The organism is Streptomyces sp. CNH287 (assembly GCF_000424825.1).
On the sequence record NZ_KE384253.1, the window covers coordinates 391,835 to 407,763 of the forward strand.

Annotated in this window: 19 protein-coding genes; 12 read left to right on the plus strand and 7 right to left on the minus strand. The window is 71.3% G+C overall.

Translation table 11 applies throughout. The features are described from left to right. Nucleotides 1-42 precede the first annotated feature (42 nt). A complete protein-coding gene (locus H299_RS0131190; RefSeq protein WP_027751645.1) occupies nucleotides 43-1,047 on the minus strand; it encodes a MerR family transcriptional regulator in 1,005 nt (334 codons plus the stop codon). 158 nt (nucleotides 1,048-1,205) lie between these two features. Between H299_RS0131190 and H299_RS0131195 the strand changes: the two genes are divergently transcribed. Next, nucleotides 1,206-1,787, plus strand: a complete 582-nt coding sequence (locus tag H299_RS0131195; protein ID WP_027751646.1) for a PadR family transcriptional regulator — start codon at nucleotides 1,206-1,208, stop codon at nucleotides 1,785-1,787. Further along, entirely contained in the window at nucleotides 1,774-2,574 is an 801-nt protein-coding gene (locus H299_RS0131200; RefSeq protein ID WP_027751647.1) for an SGNH/GDSL hydrolase family protein, read from the plus strand. The genes H299_RS0131195 and H299_RS0131200 overlap by 14 nt, the downstream gene beginning before the upstream one ends. A 10-nt stretch (nucleotides 2,575-2,584) precedes the next feature. On the opposite strand, the gene H299_RS37215 is transcribed toward H299_RS0131200, so the two are convergent. Next, a complete protein-coding gene (locus H299_RS37215; RefSeq protein WP_037761494.1) occupies nucleotides 2,585-2,779 on the minus strand; it encodes a DUF397 domain-containing protein in 195 nt (64 codons plus the stop codon). Nucleotides 2,780-2,889: 110 nt separating this feature from the next. Beyond that, nucleotides 2,890-3,228 (minus strand): DUF397 domain-containing protein, encoded by a 339-nt coding sequence (locus H299_RS38800; RefSeq protein WP_078513181.1) that lies wholly within the window; start codon nucleotides 3,226-3,228, stop codon nucleotides 2,890-2,892. A gap of 93 nt (nucleotides 3,229-3,321) precedes the next feature. On the opposite strand from H299_RS38800, the gene H299_RS0131220 reads away from it, so the two are divergent. Then, nucleotides 3,322-3,960 (plus strand): LysE family translocator, encoded by a 639-nt coding sequence (locus H299_RS0131220; protein WP_027751650.1) that lies wholly within the window; start codon nucleotides 3,322-3,324, stop codon nucleotides 3,958-3,960. Between the two features lie 45 nt (nucleotides 3,961-4,005). Next, nucleotides 4,006-4,470, plus strand: a complete 465-nt coding sequence (locus H299_RS0131230; RefSeq protein WP_027751651.1) for a GNAT family N-acetyltransferase — start codon at nucleotides 4,006-4,008, stop codon at nucleotides 4,468-4,470. A 237-nt stretch (nucleotides 4,471-4,707) separates the two neighbouring features. On the opposite strand, the gene H299_RS0131235 is transcribed toward H299_RS0131230, so the two are convergent. Beyond that, the gene (locus H299_RS0131235) at nucleotides 4,708-5,634 is read right to left on the minus strand and encodes an imine reductase family protein (RefSeq protein WP_027751652.1); all 927 of its coding nucleotides are present in this window, start codon (nucleotides 5,632-5,634) and stop codon (nucleotides 4,708-4,710) included. A gap of 235 nt (nucleotides 5,635-5,869) precedes the next feature. Between H299_RS0131235 and H299_RS0131240 the strand changes: the two genes are divergently transcribed. Then, nucleotides 5,870-6,856: a helix-turn-helix domain-containing protein gene (locus H299_RS0131240; RefSeq protein WP_486587506.1), complete on the plus strand. Its 987-nt coding sequence runs from the start codon at nucleotides 5,870-5,872 to the stop codon at nucleotides 6,854-6,856. Nucleotides 6,857-6,993: 137 nt separating this feature from the next. On the opposite strand, the gene H299_RS0131245 is transcribed toward H299_RS0131240, so the two are convergent. Next, a complete protein-coding gene (locus H299_RS0131245; protein ID WP_027751654.1) occupies nucleotides 6,994-8,220 on the minus strand; it encodes an MFS transporter in 1,227 nt (408 codons plus the stop codon). Nucleotides 8,221-8,273: 53 nt separating this feature from the next. Between H299_RS0131245 and H299_RS0131250 the strand changes: the two genes are divergently transcribed. The 3 genes from H299_RS0131250 (at nucleotide 8,274) to H299_RS0131260 (ending at nucleotide 10,168) form a co-directional block, all read left to right on the plus strand. Then, nucleotides 8,274-9,038, plus strand: coding sequence for an AraC family transcriptional regulator (locus H299_RS0131250; RefSeq protein WP_027751655.1), 765 nt, complete (start codon nucleotides 8,274-8,276; stop codon nucleotides 9,036-9,038). 84 nt (nucleotides 9,039-9,122) lie between these two features. Then, entirely contained in the window at nucleotides 9,123-9,374 is a 252-nt protein-coding gene (locus H299_RS37220) for a WXG100 family type VII secretion target (RefSeq protein WP_051263013.1), read from the plus strand. 236 nt (nucleotides 9,375-9,610) lie between these two features. Next, entirely contained in the window at nucleotides 9,611-10,168 is a 558-nt protein-coding gene (locus H299_RS0131260) for a hypothetical protein (RefSeq protein WP_027751656.1), read from the plus strand. Nucleotides 10,169-10,294: 126 nt separating this feature from the next. Here the strand turns inward: H299_RS0131260 and H299_RS39795 are convergent, their stop codons facing one another. Both H299_RS39795 and H299_RS37225 read right to left on the minus strand, forming a co-directional pair. Continuing rightward, on the minus strand, nucleotides 10,295-10,564 hold the full coding sequence (locus H299_RS39795) for a hypothetical protein (protein WP_158692417.1): 270 nt from the start codon (nucleotides 10,562-10,564) through the stop codon (nucleotides 10,295-10,297). An 86-nt stretch (nucleotides 10,565-10,650) separates the two neighbouring features. Continuing rightward, on the minus strand, nucleotides 10,651-11,217 hold the full coding sequence (locus H299_RS37225) for a hypothetical protein (protein WP_037761498.1): 567 nt from the start codon (nucleotides 11,215-11,217) through the stop codon (nucleotides 10,651-10,653). Between the two features lie 158 nt (nucleotides 11,218-11,375). Between H299_RS37225 and H299_RS0131275 the strand changes: the two genes are divergently transcribed. The 4 genes from H299_RS0131275 to H299_RS0131290 form a co-directional block, all read left to right on the plus strand. After that, nucleotides 11,376-12,590 (plus strand): histidine kinase, encoded by a 1,215-nt coding sequence (locus H299_RS0131275; protein ID WP_037761501.1) that lies wholly within the window; start codon nucleotides 11,376-11,378, stop codon nucleotides 12,588-12,590. 97 nt (nucleotides 12,591-12,687) lie between these two features. Then, nucleotides 12,688-13,359 carry a response regulator transcription factor gene (locus H299_RS0131280; RefSeq protein WP_027751658.1) on the plus strand — a complete coding sequence of 224 codons (672 nt, stop codon included), beginning with the start codon at nucleotides 12,688-12,690 and terminating at the stop codon, nucleotides 13,357-13,359. 177 nt (nucleotides 13,360-13,536) lie between these two features. Beyond that, entirely contained in the window at nucleotides 13,537-15,372 is a 1,836-nt protein-coding gene (locus tag H299_RS0131285; protein WP_051263014.1) for a glycoside hydrolase family 18 chitinase, read from the plus strand. 239 nt (nucleotides 15,373-15,611) lie between these two features. After that, nucleotides 15,612-15,929 (plus strand): cellulose binding domain-containing protein (locus H299_RS0131290; RefSeq protein WP_199782533.1); only part of this gene is annotated, 318 nt, incomplete at its 3' end.

Sequence of the window (15,929 nt, forward strand, 5' to 3'; positions counted from 1 at the left end):
GCGTGCGTGTCCGGCGGCGCGGCACACCCCGGCCCGCGCCCGTCACTCCGGCGGGTTCGCCGCCAGCCACGTGGCGACCTGCGCCGCGTGCGTGTCCGGCGGGAAGACCGGGTAGAAGACGTGGGCGATCCGATCGCCGTCGACGACCATCGTCAGGCGCCGGTGCAGCCTGTTGCCGTCGGCCTCGAACGTCGGCAGCCGCAGCGCGTCCGCCAGCGAGAGCCGCGGGTCGGAGAGCAGCGGATAGGGCAGGTGCAGGCGCTGTACGAGGCTGCGCTGGTACTCGGCCCGGTCGGACGACAGCGCCAGGACCTGGCGGGCGCCCGCCGCCTCGAGCGCGGCGAGGTTGTCCCGGAAGCCGCACGCCTCCTGGCTGCATCCCCGTGCTCCGGGGATCTCGTCCCAGCCGCGGGGCATGTCCTGGCCCGGTTCGCCGGTCAGCGGGTAGAGGAAGAGCACCCACCGGCCGCGCTCGGCCGAGTCGAGGACGACGTGCTCCCCGTCCGTGGATAGCAGGGAGAGCGGGGGCAGCCGCTGGCCGATCAGATGGCGGGCTCCGCCGTCGTCCTCGGGAGCGGTCAGACCCTGGGGCAGCGGGTCGGGGCTGGGTAGTGCCGTGGACATGCGTGGTGCCTCCTCTTTTGCGGAGTCTTCCGCGAAGTCGTCTTCTTCGTCGGGGAAGGGCGGCGGGAAACCCCGCCGGGCGGCGGCACGCATCTGCCGCGCCAGCGCTGCCCGGCTGCGGGTGAGCCCGCTGATCAGCACGTCCAGGCTGTCGATCTTCTCCTGGTACGCGGCCAGCGACTCCGGGCAGTCGTCGGCGGCCTCGTGCCCCTCCCGCAGACAGACCAGGAACGGCCGGGTCTCCTCGGGAGTCATGCCCAGCGACCGCAGCGCGCGGATCTCCGTGACGAGGCGGACGTCGGCGGCGCTGTAGTCGCGGTACCCGTTGGGCAGCCGCTCGGGCCGGAGCAGCCCGACCGACTCGTAGTAGCGCAGCGCCTTGACCGTCACTCCGGCCGAGGCGGCGGCCTCTCCCGCTCGCATCTGCTCCTCCTTCCGTGGTCCGGTACCCGCACGCTAGACCCGACCCCCTGGGGACGGGTCAAGCGGCCGACTCGGCATGCTCAGTGTTATGATTACTCATATTGTTGACTATCTGTTCGGACACCACCGGACACCACCGCCGAGGAGGAGGCTGACCCATGGCCCTGCGCCACGCCGTACTGGCCGCGCTGCTCGACGGTGAGTACAGCGGATACCAGCTCGCCAAGGCGTTCGACATCGGCGTCGCCAACTTCTGGTACGCGCTGCCGCAGCAGCTCTACCTGGAGCTGGCGAAGCTGGAGCGGGACGGGCTGGTCGCCGGCCGCGAGGTCGTCCAGGAGACCCGCCCCAACAAGCGGCTCTTCCGCGTCACCGAAGCCGGGATGGGCGAACTGGAGCGCTTCGCGGCGGCAGCCGCCAAACCGTCCTTCATCCGGGACGACCTGATGGTCAAGGTCCAGGCCGTCGACCAGCTGGACACCGAGGGAGCCGACGCGGTGCTCGCGCAGCTGCGCGAACGCGCGGAGGTCGCCGGTGCCCGGGCCGCGATCTTCGACCAGCTGCTCGTCCGGCTGCGCGGCGACCTGGACGAGGAGACCTTCCTGCGCGCGGGCGACCGCGTCGGACCGTACCTGACCTGCCTGCGCGGCCGGGCACTCGAACGGGAGCACCGCACCTGGTGCCTGAGTACCGCGCGCGTCCTGCACGAGAGGAAGACCACCCGCCATGCCGGACCCTGAAACGCCGCCCGCACCCGCCTACGCCCGCTTCGTCGCGCTCGGCGACAGCCAGACCGAAGGGCTGGGCGACGGCGACGAGATACGCGGCTACCGGGGCTGGGCCGACCGCTTCGCCGCCCTGCTCGCCACGGTCAACCCGGAGGTCCGGTACGCCAACCTGGCCGTACGCGGCCGGGTCACCGCCCGCATCCGCGACGAGCAGCTCGCGCCCGCACTCGCGATGCGGCCCGACCTGGCGGCCGTACTGGCCGGGATGAACGACCTGATCCGGCCCGGCTACGACCCGGTGGCCGTCGGCCACGACCTGGAGGCGATGTATGCGGAACTCACCGCAGCCGGGGCCCGCGTGTTCACCTTCACCTTCCCCGACATCGCCCGGCTCGCCCCGGCCACCCGGCCGTTGCGCCCGCGCGTACTCGACCTCAACGCCCGTATCCGGCTGGCCGCCGCGCGCCACGGGGTGACCGTCGTGGACACCTTCCCCCTCTCCTTCGCCGCCGACCCGCGCATCTGGCGTCCGGACCGGCTGCACGCCAACTCGCTGGGCCACGCGCGGATCGCCGCAGCCGCCGCCGACGCGCTGGGCCTGCCCGGCAGCGACGACTCCTGGTCCCACCCGCTGCCGCCACGCCCCGCCCGCCGCGCGTGGCAGACGGCGGCGACGGAGGCCGCCTGGATCGGCGGCTTCCTCGGCCCCTGGGTACACCGCCGCATGCGCGGACGCTCCACGGGCGACGGCCGCACCGCGAAGCAGCCTGAACTGACCCCGGTACGGCTGCCGGGCTAACCGGCGCGCCTCACCGGCCCCGGCCGACCCCCGCCAGCGTCCCCCGCTTCGCGACGGCTATCAGCCCGGCAAACCGGACGGGTGTGGTCTCCATGACGACACGGGGGTCGTCGCTCTCGCGGAGCGCGACCCCATCGCCCACCCGCACAACTTCCACGCACTCGGGGCCGTTGGCCTCCGAGAACGAACTCTTCTGCCACGGCATCCGCGTCTCACAGTTCACTCCATGTGGGCCAGGCACGTGCGCGGCGGTCATGCTCGGGGGAGACGGCACCCACACCCACGAAGCGGTCGAACCCCCGACCGACGGGGAGGTCACCGACCAGCGAGGTATGGGAAACCCCCGCGCTTGGCAAGGGATATCAGCCCGGCGAACCGAGCCTGCGTGGTCTCCACGACAACGCTGGGTTCGTCACCTTCACGGAGCGCGACACCAGGCGCCTTCTGTGCGACCTCGACGCAATTCGCTCCCTCCCCGCCAGAGAACGAGGACTTCTGCCACTCGGTTGCCTTGTTGATTCTCACAGATCTCACCACTCTCGTGCGATGTGGTGGATGACCTGTTCCGACTCTTCCATGCTGAGAGCGGCCTGCTCCGCGGCATCCGGCAAGAGCGTCTGGTTCGAACTCCGCGACCCGCAAACGTGCGCCCATCCGTGCGTGTGAACGACGCAGCGGCCAGCGGCCGACATCTCAGTCCGTGGAATTGGGTCGCCGTGCGAGAGCGCACTGGCCAGCATGGCGGCCATGGTAGATGCTTCTCTGTACGTGACCTTCCTGGCCGCCGCCTTTGCCCTGTGTATCACTCCAGGGCCCGACATGATGTTCGTCGTGGCCATGGGAGGACGCGGTGGGCCGACTACCGGCCTTATGGCAGCTCTGGGCGTGGCGTTCGGTGCCCTTGTGCATGCGGGAGCCGCTGCACTGGGCCTCTCGGCGCTCTTCATGTCACTGCCGACGCTCTACCACATCCTGCGCTGGCTCGGCGCGGCCTATCTCCTCTACCTCGCGGTACAGGCATTCCGCGACCGCTCCCACCTCGGTGGCGAGGAAGCTGCGGCCACCGGAATCCCCGTACCAGGGCGCGTCCGGACGTTCCGGCAGGGGGCCGTCACCAATCTGCTCAACCCGAAGGTGATCTTCTTCAACGTGGCCTTCCTGCCGCAGTTCGTGAACCCGGACCTCGGGCACCCGGTGGGGCAACTCCTGGTCCTGGGATTCACGCTGGTATTCGTGGGCTTGGCCGTGGATGCCTCGATCGGTCTGCTCTCCGGCCGGCTCTCGTCGCTGTTGCGGCGTAGCCGCCGCGTGGCGCGCGGGCTCAATCTCTTCAGCGGCACGGTCTTCGCCGGGCTTGCCGCACGGCTGGCATTCGCGCCCGACTAGACGCGCTTCAGGCGACGTTCGCTTGGTTCATGCCAGACTGCTCGGCTGATCGTCAGACTCGCGGGAGATGAAGACCTGCCCGGCTTCCTTGACCTGGCGGCTCAGGTTGAGCACTGGTTCGGTCCGATGGTCGAGGATGGCGGTTTCCATGACGCTGTGCGCGAGCACGTGCGTCGGTCCAGGGCGCTCGTCGCTGTGTCCTCGGGGCCGGAGCTCCTCGGCGGGATGCTGTTCGGAGCGGAGGCGTCGGCCTACCGCGTCCACTGGCTTGTCGTCGCGGAGCAGGCACGGGGCAAGGGCGTCGGTCGCGCACTGATGTCGGACGCGATGCGCAGGTGGGTGCGGGGCCCGGGCAGCATCGAGGTGGTCACTTTCGGGGCCGATCACCCCGGCGCTTCCGCCAGCGGCGCGTGTGTCTTCTACGAGCGTCTGGGCTTCGCCCCTGCCGAGGCTGCCGGTCCGGGGCCGGAAGGCGGTTCCCGGCAGATCTATCGCCAGGCCGTCACCTGATTCACGGATCGGAAGAGGAGTCGGTGGTGCTCACGGTCCGGTGGCCCTCCGTGCCCGGCTACGAGGACGACCCTCCGCCTTGGGAGCGCGCTCGGCAGCCGGGGACCGGAAACAGGAGTCGAGACGAAGCGAGCGAAGCAAGCGCTGGGGTCTCCCCGGGCCCTACGGGCCCAGGGGACGCACCGGACGCCGCACAGCCCGGCCTCCGGCCGGACGCCGTCCTTTCGACGACACGGCCTAGGACGCAGCGGTGCCCGCGCGGAACTGCTCGATCACCGCCGCATAGCTGGACCCGCCGTGCCCCTGGGCGATCGCCTGATCGGCCAGGGCCTGGACGAACAGCGGCAGCGCGGTGTCGACACCGCCCGCCTCGCTCTCGTGGCGGAGGTGGTGCATGGTCGCCAGGTGAGTCTCGATCTTCGCGTCGTGCGCGGGGTACTCACCGGCGTCGATCTGGGCGGCGTACGCGGAGACGAAGCCGGTGACCGAGTTGAGCCACTGGTTGGCGAACGGCGCGAAGTCGGCCGCCGGCACCCCCACCGTGCCCAGCAGCGCCGCGCCGTGCAGGAAGCTGTTCAGGGCGCCCCACATCAGGCCGAGCAGGGCGACGTCGTAGAGCGACGACAGACCGTGGTCGGTACCGAGATGGGTGGTGCCCGCCGGAGCCAGGACGCGCAGGACGGGCTCGGCCGCCTCGTACACCGGGCGCCCGCCCGCGTACAGCACGAAGGCGTGCGGCGTGCCGATGACCGGCGGGATGGCCATGAGCGCGCCGTCCAGGTAGTCGACGCCGTGCTCGGCGGCCCAGGCGGCGAACTCCCTGGCCTGCGCGGACGAGCCGGAGGTGAGGTTGACCAGTACCCGGCCGCGCAGGGCCTCGGCGAGCGGTTCGACGAGGGCGCGCACGGCGTCGTACTCCGTGACGCAGACGATCACGACCTCGCTCGTGGTCACCGCGTCGTGCGCCGACGCGGCGAGCGTCGCGCCCTGGGCGACGAGGTCCGCCGCCTTGTCGGGCGAACGGTTCCAGACGGTGGTGGGGTGGCCGGCGCCGACGAGAGCGGCGGCCAGGGCCTGGCCCATCAGGCCGAGGCCGAGGACGCCGACCGCGGGGCTCGGGGCGGTGGCCGGGCCGGTGGCGGCTGCGGATCGCGTGGTGCTCATGGGTGTGCTGCTCCTGTGACGGGTGACGGGTGCTGTCGTGGGCGAGCGGGCGCCTCGCTCGGTCTCTACGCTCGCACCGCCCGGACGCCCCGGACAGTGGCAGGACTGACGGCGTCCGCAAAATTCCTGCCACGCCCCTTCGCCGCATCGCGCTGTCGTACGGTGCGGCCATGGACTATGGGTTGCGCGCCCGCGCGGGCGCTCGGCGGAGGTGCGGCGCGTGAGGCCGGGCAGCGTGGCGATCGCGGTCGTGGACGACGTCGACGTGCCGCCGTGGGACCTGTACGAACTGGCCATCGCCTGCTCGGTGTTCGGCAAGCCGCAGCCGGACCTCACCGACACCTGGTACACGCTGCGGCTGTGCGCCGCGCCCGGCCCGCCCGACGAGGCGCCGGGCGCCGGAGCCCTGGACGGCTTCGCGCTGCGCACCCCGTACGGGCTGGACTCGCTGGCGACGGCCGACACCGTCGTCGTCCCCTCGGTGCCCATGTCCGTGGTGGACGAAGGGGCGCCGGTGCCGCCCGCCCTGGTGGCGGCGCTGCGGCTGGCGGCGGAGTCGGGGGCACGGATGGTGTCGCTCTGCACGGGCGCGTTCGCGCTGGCCGAGGCCGGCCTGCTGGACGGGCGGCGGGCCACCGCGCACTGGATGCACACCGACGACCTGGCCAAGCGGTACCCGAAGGTCACCGTGGACGACTCGGTGCTCTACGTGGACGACGGCGACGTACTCACCAGCGCCGGGATGACCGCGGGCCTGGACCTGTGCCTGCATCTGGTGCGCTGCGACCTGGGGGCGCGGGTGGCGAACCAGCTCGCACGGCGGTTGGTCGTCCCGGCCCACCGGGCGGGCGGGCAGGCGCAGTTCATCGACCTGTCGGTCCCGGCCACGGACGAGGCGGGGCTCGGACCGGTGCTGGAGTGGGCGAGCGCGCGGCTGCACGAACCGCTGACCGTCATCGACCTGGCCCACCGCGCAGGGGTGAGCCCGCGCACCTTCTTCCGGCAGCTCCAGGCGGCGACGGGGACGACGCCGCTCAAGTGGCTGCTCAACCAGCGCCTCGCGCGGGCCCAGACGCTGCTGGAATCCACCACGCTGCCGATCGAGCGCGTCAGCGAGCGCAGCGGCCTGGGCACGGCGGCCAACCTGCGGCGGCACTTCATGCTGCATGTCGGGGTCTCGCCCCGGGAGTACCGCCGCTCCTTCGCGGACACGCGCGGCTGAGGTCTGTCCCGCAGGGCCTGCCCTCGGCACGCCGGACCCGGGGTTGTCGCCACTCCCCCGGCGCGACCGCCCGCACGACGCTCGCCGCTCCTCGCGACCCGCACCCGCCGTGACGCACGCCCGCCGCACCCTGGCGGTCAGGGCCGTACCGGGGCCTCGGCAGCAGACCCCGGCGGCGCCGTGGCGCCGGGCGGCCCGGCCTTCCCGACCACCTCCGGCTCCCGCAGGGTCCGCACCAGCAGCCAGCCCAGGGCGGGCAGCGCGATCAGCGGGGCGAGGGCGACCCGCAACGACGTGGCGTCCGCGAGGGCGCCGATCAGCGGGCCGGCGAGGCCGCCCATGCTGACGGCCAGCCCCAACGTGACGCCGCTGGCGGTGCCCATGCGCCGGGGCAGGTAGTCCTGGCCGAGGGTGACGTGCAGGGAGAAGGGCACGTACAGGCCCGCCGAGGTGAGCGCGACGCACCCGTACAGCAGCGGGCCGGGCACCAGGACCACCCCGGCCACCGCGAGGACGGTCAGCGCGTAGGACCACCGCACGACCGGGAGGCGACCCCAGCGGGTGGCGAAGCGCCCGCCCGCGACGGTGCCCACCGCGCCGCCCAGGTAGAGCACGAACAGCGCGGCCGTACCGGCGGCTTCGCCGCCTCCGGTGCGCTGGCGCGCGTACAGCGAGAGGAAGGTGCCGAGGCCGACGAAGACCACCGAGCGGCACACGAGGGCGGCCGACAGCCGCAGGAACGACGCCCAGTCGTCGCGCCCGGCGGCCGCCCCCGCGCGCGGGGGCGGACCCGCCGCGTCAGGGGCGCGCAGGCCCCGCAGCGCGGCGACGCACAGCGCGGCGCCCGCCAGGGCCGGGACGACCAGCAGCGGCGAGGCGCGCAGCCCGCCGGTGGCGACGGCGGCGGAGACCATCAGCGGCGCCCCGGCGAAGCCGAAGTTGCCGCCGAGCGAGAACCAGGCCATCGCGGTGTGACTGCCCCCGCAGGCATGGCGTGCCACGCGTGCGGCCTCCGGATGGTAGGCGGCGACGCCGATCCCGGACACCGCGACGGCCGCCAGCGTGAGCGCGTACGAGCCGCCCACCCCGGCGGACGCGACACCCGCACCGGCCATCAGCGTGCTCAGCGGCAGCAGCCAGGGCAGCGCCCACCTGTCGGTCACGGCCCCGAACAGCGGCTGCACCACGGAGGACAGCAGTGAGGCGGCCAGCACGATGCCGGAGGCGGTGGCGTAGGTGTAGGCCCGTTCGGCGACGAAGAACGGCACCAGCGCGGCCACCGCGCCCTGGTAGACGTCCACGCAGGCGTGGCCCAGGGCGAGCAGGGTGATCAGCCGGGTGCGGGAGGGCTGTCGGGTCGGCATCTCCTCATCGTCGCCATGGCCGGCGTGGCGCGCTTCCCATAAAATGCCTGATGATGCCGGAAACCCGCCCCGTCCGCCACACCCCGGCGGCACCCACCAGGACCCGCGTACTGGCCCCCGGGGAGCGCATCGACGCACACCGGCACGACGACCACCAGATCATCTACGCGGGCTCCGGTGTGGTGGCCGTCACCACCGGCGCGGGCACCTGGTTCGCCCCCGGCACCCGCGCCCTCTGGGTCCCCGCCGGATGCGTCCACGCCCACCGCGCCAGCGGCCACCTCGCGCTGCACCTGCTGGGTTTGCCCCGTCACGTCAACCCGCTGGGCCTGGACGACCCCACCGTGCTCACCGTCAGCCCCCTGCTGCGCGAGCTGATCCTCGCCTGCACGCGAGGCGCCCACGACGGCTCCCCGGAGGCGGAACGCCTGCGTGCGGTCCTCCTGGACCAGCTGCGCGCCTCACCGCAGCAGCCCGTCCCGCTCCCCGCCCCCGCCGACCCGCGGCTGAGGGCCGTCTGCGGCCTCCTGCACCGCGACCCGGCGGACCCGCGCACGCTGGCCGCCCTGGGGGCGGCGACGGGCGCGGCCGAACGCACCCTCAGCCGCCTCTTCCGCGACGAGTTGGGCATGACCTTCCCGCAGTGGCGCACCCAACTGCGCCTCTACCACGCCCTGCGCCTGCTGGCCGAGGACCTGCCGGTGACGAACGTGGCCCACCGCTGCGGCTGGTCCTCCACCAGCGCCTTCATCGACGCCTTCCGCCGCGCCTACGGCCACACCCCCGGCACCCACCAGCGCCGCACCGCCCGCCCCTGACGAACCACTTCCAGCACGATGAGTGTGCTGTCCGTGTCGTAAAGTGACAGGTTCGAACACACTGCGCCTACAGGGGGACGCACCGTGAGCGAACGACTCGGCATCACCGACAAGGAACTGACGGACCTTGCCTCCGACCTTGACGACATGCAGGAACTCCTGAAGCGGAAGATCGACCAGCTCAACGGCATCGTCGACAGCATCGAATCCGGCTGGCGCAGCTCCGCCGCCCGCGCCTACACCGACCTCCAGCGCGGCGTGAACGAGGACGCGATCACCATCCGCAAGACGCTCGTCCTCATCGAGGAAGCGGTACGGACTGTCGCGGGTGCGTGAACCGGGGGCGTGAACCGGGGGCGTGCGGACCGCTCTGCGGCTACGGCACGAGTACGCGCACCGCGGCCAGCCCGCGTGTCCACTCCGGCTCGGCCCCGCTGCCAGCCCACCGTCCCCGCCGGCCGAGGACCTGCCGGTGCCGGAGTTCCTTCGCGCCTTGAGGCTGGAGCGCGCCGGCTCAACGAGTTCCCTACGCTGACGGCCTGAGACCGCCCGCATCCGAGGGGACGAGCAGCATGCATCTCGACAAAGACGCCTGGAGCCAGGCGCTGCTGCTTTTCGAGGATGCCTACGTCATCTCCCTGGTCGGGCCGCGCAGTCACCAGGACTGGCAAGAGGATGCCCTCCCGGTCATGAGACGCGAGGCGAGCGATCCGCGTGGCTTCGACTGCATTCTTCCGGATGAGTACGAGCGCGCTACCGAAGGGCCGTTCTTCCCGTTCGCCCCGGTCGCACCGGAGGAACTGGACAGGTACCTCAGTGTCGTTCACCCTGACGCGGCGGCCCGGCTGCTGGTGGCCATGTCCTGTGATGAGTCGTTCCGGGCGGACAGGATTCCCGGATTCCCGGGGAATCGCGAACACCTGCTGGACCGGGCCCGTACGCTGCTGAGCCGTTTCCTTCCCGGAGGAACGCTGCTCACCAATTCCACGTACGCGAGAAGCGATCCCGCCCATGACTATCTGCGGCAGGCATCGGGGAGTCACCCGTACGTGACCCTGGGCCATGACCTGGGGCTGATCGCCGTCACCGAGGACGAGGTCGGTCTCTTCTGGTCCGTCGACGCCCGGTAGGCATCGCGCGCGCGGCACGCGGCAGGGGCTGTCGATCGGGGCGGCGTGGGGGACGTCGAGGGGCGAGGCGTAACCGGAACCCTCGGTGGTTCGCCGCAGGAGAAGGGGCGGCTCTTTGCACCTCCATCACACGTGGAGGTGGTCGGACTTGCAGCAGCACTGGCCAGTGGAGCCAGCCGCGTTGGCGGCGTTGCACTTCTTGGCCGAGGAGTACCACCTGGCGGCATGGCCGGCGTAGGCAGGGCCGATGGCAAGGGTGAGACTTACGGCGGCAGTGCCGAGCACCGTCGCCGCGCGCAACTGCGCGCGCTTCGCAAAGGGGCCTGCATGAACGTTGAGCGTGATGCACATCACGGCCGGAAATGAGCGTGCCGAGCAAGCATCAAAGCGTCGCATCCCGGCATCGTGTGCCGGGATTGCTCCACTCTCGGCGCCTGCCCGGCGATCTTCCGCCACTGCGCCTGACGCGGCCCGCCGCGCGGCTACGGCACGGATTCGTGCTTCGGGGCGTTGGCGGCCGGGGCCTGCTTGGGCCAGATCGTGTAGCTGAGGGCGATGATCAGGCTGATCACGACCACGAAGCCCATCTTGCCCTGCCAGGCGTGCAGCGAGGCGGTCCGGCCGTCGTCGCCCACGTACCAGACGGCGCACTGGAGCAGGGCCGCCGCGATGCCCGCGGCAGCGATCGCACGCAGCGACATCTTCCACTCGTGCACGGCACGCGCCGTCCCGTACCGCGGCGGCTTGGCCGGCGGCGGGCCGCCCGCGAAGCGGTGGGCGAAGTGACCGTCCGCCCACCTGATCAGGTAGTGCCCGTGGGTGACGGTGAAGCCGATGTAGACGGCGGCGAGGCCGTGCTTCCAGTCCGGTGCGGCACCGTTCTTCAGGTCGATCGCGGTGACGACGAGCAGGACGACCTCAAGGAGCGGTTCGCACAGCAGCACCGCCCAGCCCGCGCGCGGTTTCTTGGCCAGATAGCGCAGTGACAGGCCCAGGGCAAGCAGCACCCAGAATCCGACTTCGCTGATGATGATCAGGGTGACCAGCACGGTCCGGTCTCCTCTCCTACGTTCCCCTCCACACTGGCCGACCCTCCCCTCACCACGCGTCGTCACCAGCGACGATCCGGCACTGCATCCTTCGATGTACACCGCAACGGCCCCGTGTGCCGACGTGCCGCAGCCCTCCGCCGTGCTGTGATGGACCCATGCCCCCGCTGCCCCGCCCGCACCACGAAGACGTGCTGATCGGCTCGGCCGGGCTGCTCGGCGGCCTGCTGCTGTGGGCGCTCGGCATTCAGGGCGGCCCGCCCCTGTTCGGACTGCCGTCGTGGCTCACGCTGGTGGCGCTGACGGCGATCTCGGGTGCGGAGCTGCTGCGCCGTACGAGGCCGCTGTGGGCGCTGTCGATCGCGCTGCCCGCGCTGGCGATCGACGCCGTGTCGGGCACCCTGGTCGCCACCGCCCTCATGTTCACGGACACGCTGTACGCGGCGGTGCTCTACGGCGGTCCCGCGCTCGCGTGGCGGCTGCCCCGGTTCACCGTGCTGCTGACCGTGCTGGCCACGATCGTGCCGCCGGTGGTCTTCCGCACCCCGCAGGCGGTGCTCGTCGGAGTCGTGACGGGGCTGGTGACCATGGCTCCGGCGTTCACCGGTGTGATCGTGCGGCAGCACCGCGACGAGGCCGCCGCCGAGCGGCTGCGGTCCGAACAGACCGCGCTGCTCGCGGAGATGGACCGGGCCCAGGCGGTGAACGCCGAACGGGCCCGTATGGCGCGCGAACTGCACGACATGGTCGCCAACCACCTGTCCGCGATCGCCATCCACTCCACGGCCGCGCTCTCGCTCACCGACGACCACGCGGCAAGCCGCGAGGCGTTGGGGGTCATCCGGGAGAACAGCGTCCAGGGCCTGACCGAGATGCGCCGCCTGATCGGCATCCTCCGGGATGCCGAGGGCGGGAGCGAGGCCGCCGCGTCGCCGACGCTGGACGGGCTGGACGCGCTGGTGGCGCGCGCCCGCGCGACAGCGGAGCGGGGCTTCCGCTTCGTGCTGCACGACGAACGGGCGACGGACGCGGTCGCCACGCTGCCCGCGCCGGTGGAGCTGGCCGCGTACCGGGTGGTGCAGGAATCGCTGACGAACGCGCTCAAGCACGCGGCGCCGGGCACGGTCACCGTCCGGATCGGCCCCGGCGGAGAGGACGGGCGGGGCTCCCTGGTCGTACAGGTCACCAATCCGCTCGGCGACCGGCGCGGGCCGCGCGCACCCGGTTCCGGCGCGGGGCTGGTCGGGATGCGCGAGCGGGTGGAGCTGCTGCGGGGCAGCCTGTCGGTGGGCCCGGTCCCCGCGGCCGGTGACGGCGGCCCGGAGCGCGGACTGTGGGAAGTACGGGCCGAACTGCCCGTGGCCGAGCCATGATCCGTGCGGGAGCGAAGCCAGGCGGAACTGAACGAAGCAGAACGAAGCAGACGAAACGGCGCGGAACCAAGCGCACGGGCGAGCAGAGGGAGCAGGCGTGAGCGGCGAGGCAGCGATCCGGGTGGTGGTCGCCGAGGACCAGGCGGCGGTACGGGCGGGGCTGCTGCTGATCCTGCGCAGCGCGGACGGCATCGAGGTGGTGGGCGAGGCCGCGGACGGCGAGGAGGCGGTGCGGCGGGCCCGGGAGCTGCGCCCCGACGTCGTCCTGATGGACGTGCAGATGCCCCGTCTCGACGGGGTCTCCGCGACCCGGCAGATCACCGGCGAGGGCCTGGCGGACGTCCTGGTGCTGACGACCTTCGACCTCGACGAGTACGTGTTCGGCGCGCTGCGTGCCGGGGCGGCCGGGTTCCTGCTCAAGGACAGCGAGGCGGCGGTGCTGATCGACGCGGTGCAGAAGGTAGCGGCGGGCGAGGGCATGATCGCGCCCGCGGTGACCCGGCGGCTGATCGCCGAGTTCGCCCGGCCCGGAGCGGCGCGGCGAGCGCAAGGCGGCGCGCCGGCCGAGTTGGAGGGGCTGACGCCGCGGGAGCGGGAGGTGCTCGGCGCCCTAGGTGAGGGGCTGTCGAACGCCGAACTGGCGGACCGCTTGTCGATGGCCGAGGCGACAGTGAAGACGCATGTCAGCAGGCTTCTGCGGAAGCTGGATCTGCGCAGCCGGACACAGGCCGCAGTACTGGCACGGGAGTTGGGCGTGACAGAGGTGTGAAGCCTGAGGTTTGAACAGCAGTTGAATGCCAACTGGTCCATACCTATTGACCAGTGGTCCAGACCTCTTTAGTGTCCCCGATGACTGCGGTGAGCGTGCCCCACACGCGTTCGCAAGGCGGCGCAGGTCCCCTTCCCGACCCCTCCGGGTTTTCCGGACCTTACTCGAGGAGCGCCCTTGAGATCTGGATCCGCACGACGCTTCAAGCGCAGAATCACGGCCTTCGCGGTAGCACTCGCGCTGCCCGTCGGCCTGCTCGTCGGCCTGGCTACCCCAGCTCAGGCCGCCGAATCGGCGACAGCCACCTTTATCAAGACCTCCGAATGGGACACCGGGTTTGGCGGTCAGTGGACCGTCAAGAACACCGGCGACACCACGCTGACCAACTGGAAGCTGGAGTGGGACTTCCCCGCCGGCACCACGGTGGGCTCCCACTGGAACGGCACCATCACCAAGAACGGCAACCACTACACCGCCACACCCCCGTCCTGGGGCGCCTCGCTGCCTGCCGGTCAGAGCACCACGATCGGCTTCAACGGCACCGGCACCGGCGAGCCGAGCAACTGCAAGCTCAACGGCAAGCCCTGTGACGGCGGCACCCAGCCCGGCGACGCGGCGCCCACCGCACCCAAGGACCTCAAGTCCGGTGCGATCACGGACACCAGCATCGACCTGAGCTGGGGTGCGGCCACCGACGACAACGGCGTCACCAAGTACCACGTCTTCCGCAACGGCACCGAAGTCGCGGCCGTCACGGGCACCTCGTACCAGGACACCGGGCTCACCAAGGGCACCCAGTACTCCTACTCCGTCACGGCCGAGGACACCATCGGCCAGGTGAGCCCCGCCAGCAACACGGTGCAGGCCACCACCACCGGCGGGGGCGGCAACCCCGACCCCACCGGCAAGAAGAAGATGGGCTACTTCACCGAGTGGGGCGTCTACCACAGCAACTACCACGCCAAGAACATCGACACCTCCGGCTCCGCAACCAAGCTGACGCACATCAACTACGCGTTCGGCAACGTCCAGGGCGGCAAGTGCACCATCGGCGACTCGTACGCGGCCATCGACAACGAGTACACCGCAGACCAGAGCGTCGACGGCAAGGCCGACACCTGGGACCAGCCGCTGCGCGGCAACTTCAACCAGCTGCTCAAGCTGAAGGCCAAGAACCCGAACCTGAAGATCCTCTGGTCCTTCGGCGGCTGGACCTGGTCCGGCGGCTTCACCCACGCGATGAAGAACCCGGCCGCGTTCGCCGAGTCCTGCTACAACCTCGTCAACGACCCGCGCTGGCAGGGCCTGTTCGACGGGATCGACCTGGACTGGGAGTACCCCAACGCCTGCGGCCTCACCTGCGACAGCAGCGGCCCCGCCGTCATGAAGAACATGATGCAGGCGTTCCGCGCCAAGTTCGGCAAGCAGCTGGTCACCGCCGCCATCACGGCCGACGCCTCCACCGGCGGCAAGATCGACAAGGCCGACTACGCCGGAGCGGCGCAATACGTCGACTGGTACAACGTGATGACCTACGACTTCTTCGGCGCCTGGGCGGACAAGGGCCCGACGGCCCCGCACTCGCCGCTGAAGTCGTACCCGGGCATCCCGACGGACGGCTTCAACTCCGACGCGGCCATCCAAAAGCTGAAGGCCAAGGGCATCTCGGCCGACAAGCTGCTCCTGGGCATCGGCTTCTACGGCCGAGGCTGGACAGGCGTCACCCAGTCCGAGCCCGGCGGCACGGCCACCGGAGCCGGGCCGGCCAAGTACGAGGCCGGTATCGAGGACTACAAGGACCTCAAGGCCCGGTGTCCCTCGAACGGCACTGTCGCCGGTACCGCCTACGCACACTGCGGCAACCAGTGGTGGAGCTACGACACGCCCAGCACCATCAAGGGCAAGATGGACTACGCCAAGCAGCAGGGTCTGGGCGGCGCGTTCGTCTGGGAACTCAGCGGTGACACCAGCAACGGCGAGCTGATGACCGCGATCGACAGCGGACTCAAGTAGCAACCCCGAGTCCCGCAGGACGGAACGGGGGAGAGAGCACCGCCTGCTCTCTTCCCCGTTTCCCCGTTCTCCCGCCCCGGCCGGTCAGCTGACCCCCGCCGGGGCTCCGGCGGGAGGAAGCCCGCACGCCGGATTGCGCGACGACTGCGGTGAGCGCGCGCCCTCTACGCGTTCGCAAGGCGGCGCAGGTCCCTTCCCGACCCGCTCCGGGTTCTCCGGACCGTACTCGAGGAGCATCCTTGAGATCTGGAACCGCACGGCGCCTCAAGCGCAGAATCACGGCCCTCGGGGTGGCACTCGTGCTGCCCGTCGGCCTGCTCGTCGGCCTGGCCGCGCCGGCTCAGGCCGCCGAATCGGCGACAGCCACGTTCATCAAGACCTCCGACTGGGGCTCCGGCTTCGGCGGTCAGTGGACCGTCAAGAACACCGGCGACACCACCTTGACCAACTGGAAGCTGGAGTGGGACTTCCCCGCCGGCACCACGGTGGGCTCCCACTGGAACGGCTCGATCGCAAAGAACGGCAACCACTACACCGCCACACCCCCGTCCTGGGGC

Excerpts from the sequence above, each read along its gene's own strand:
- H299_RS0131275 (WP_037761501.1), top strand. The coding sequence starts at position 11,376 with ATGCCCCCGCTGCCCCGCCCGCACCACGAAGACGTGCTGATCGGCTCG.
- H299_RS0131220 (WP_027751650.1), top strand. The coding sequence starts at position 3,322 with ATGGTAGATGCTTCTCTGTACGTGACCTTCCTGGCCGCCGCCTTTGCC.
- H299_RS0131200 (WP_027751647.1), top strand. The coding sequence starts at position 1,774 with ATGCCGGACCCTGAAACGCCGCCCGCACCCGCCTACGCCCGCTTCGTC.
- H299_RS0131250 (WP_027751655.1), top strand. The coding sequence starts at position 8,274 with ATGCCGGAAACCCGCCCCGTCCGCCACACCCCGGCGGCACCCACCAGG.
- H299_RS39795 (WP_158692417.1), bottom strand. The coding sequence starts at position 10,564 with ATGCGACGCTTTGATGCTTGCTCGGCACGCTCATTTCCGGCCGTGATG.
- H299_RS38800 (WP_078513181.1), bottom strand. The coding sequence starts at position 3,228 with ATGGGCGCACGTTTGCGGGTCGCGGAGTTCGAACCAGACGCTCTTGCC.
- H299_RS37215 (WP_037761494.1), bottom strand. The coding sequence starts at position 2,779 with ATGCCGTGGCAGAAGAGTTCGTTCTCGGAGGCCAACGGCCCCGAGTGC.
- H299_RS0131190 (WP_027751645.1), bottom strand. The coding sequence starts at position 1,047 with ATGCGAGCGGGAGAGGCCGCCGCCTCGGCCGGAGTGACGGTCAAGGCG.
- H299_RS0131260 (WP_027751656.1), top strand. The coding sequence starts at position 9,611 with ATGCATCTCGACAAAGACGCCTGGAGCCAGGCGCTGCTGCTTTTCGAG.
- H299_RS0131245 (WP_027751654.1), bottom strand. The coding sequence starts at position 8,220 with ATGCCGACCCGACAGCCCTCCCGCACCCGGCTGATCACCCTGCTCGCC.
- H299_RS0131195 (WP_027751646.1), top strand. The coding sequence starts at position 1,206 with ATGGCCCTGCGCCACGCCGTACTGGCCGCGCTGCTCGACGGTGAGTAC.
- H299_RS0131235 (WP_027751652.1), bottom strand. The coding sequence starts at position 5,634 with ATGAGCACCACGCGATCCGCAGCCGCCACCGGCCCGGCCACCGCCCCG.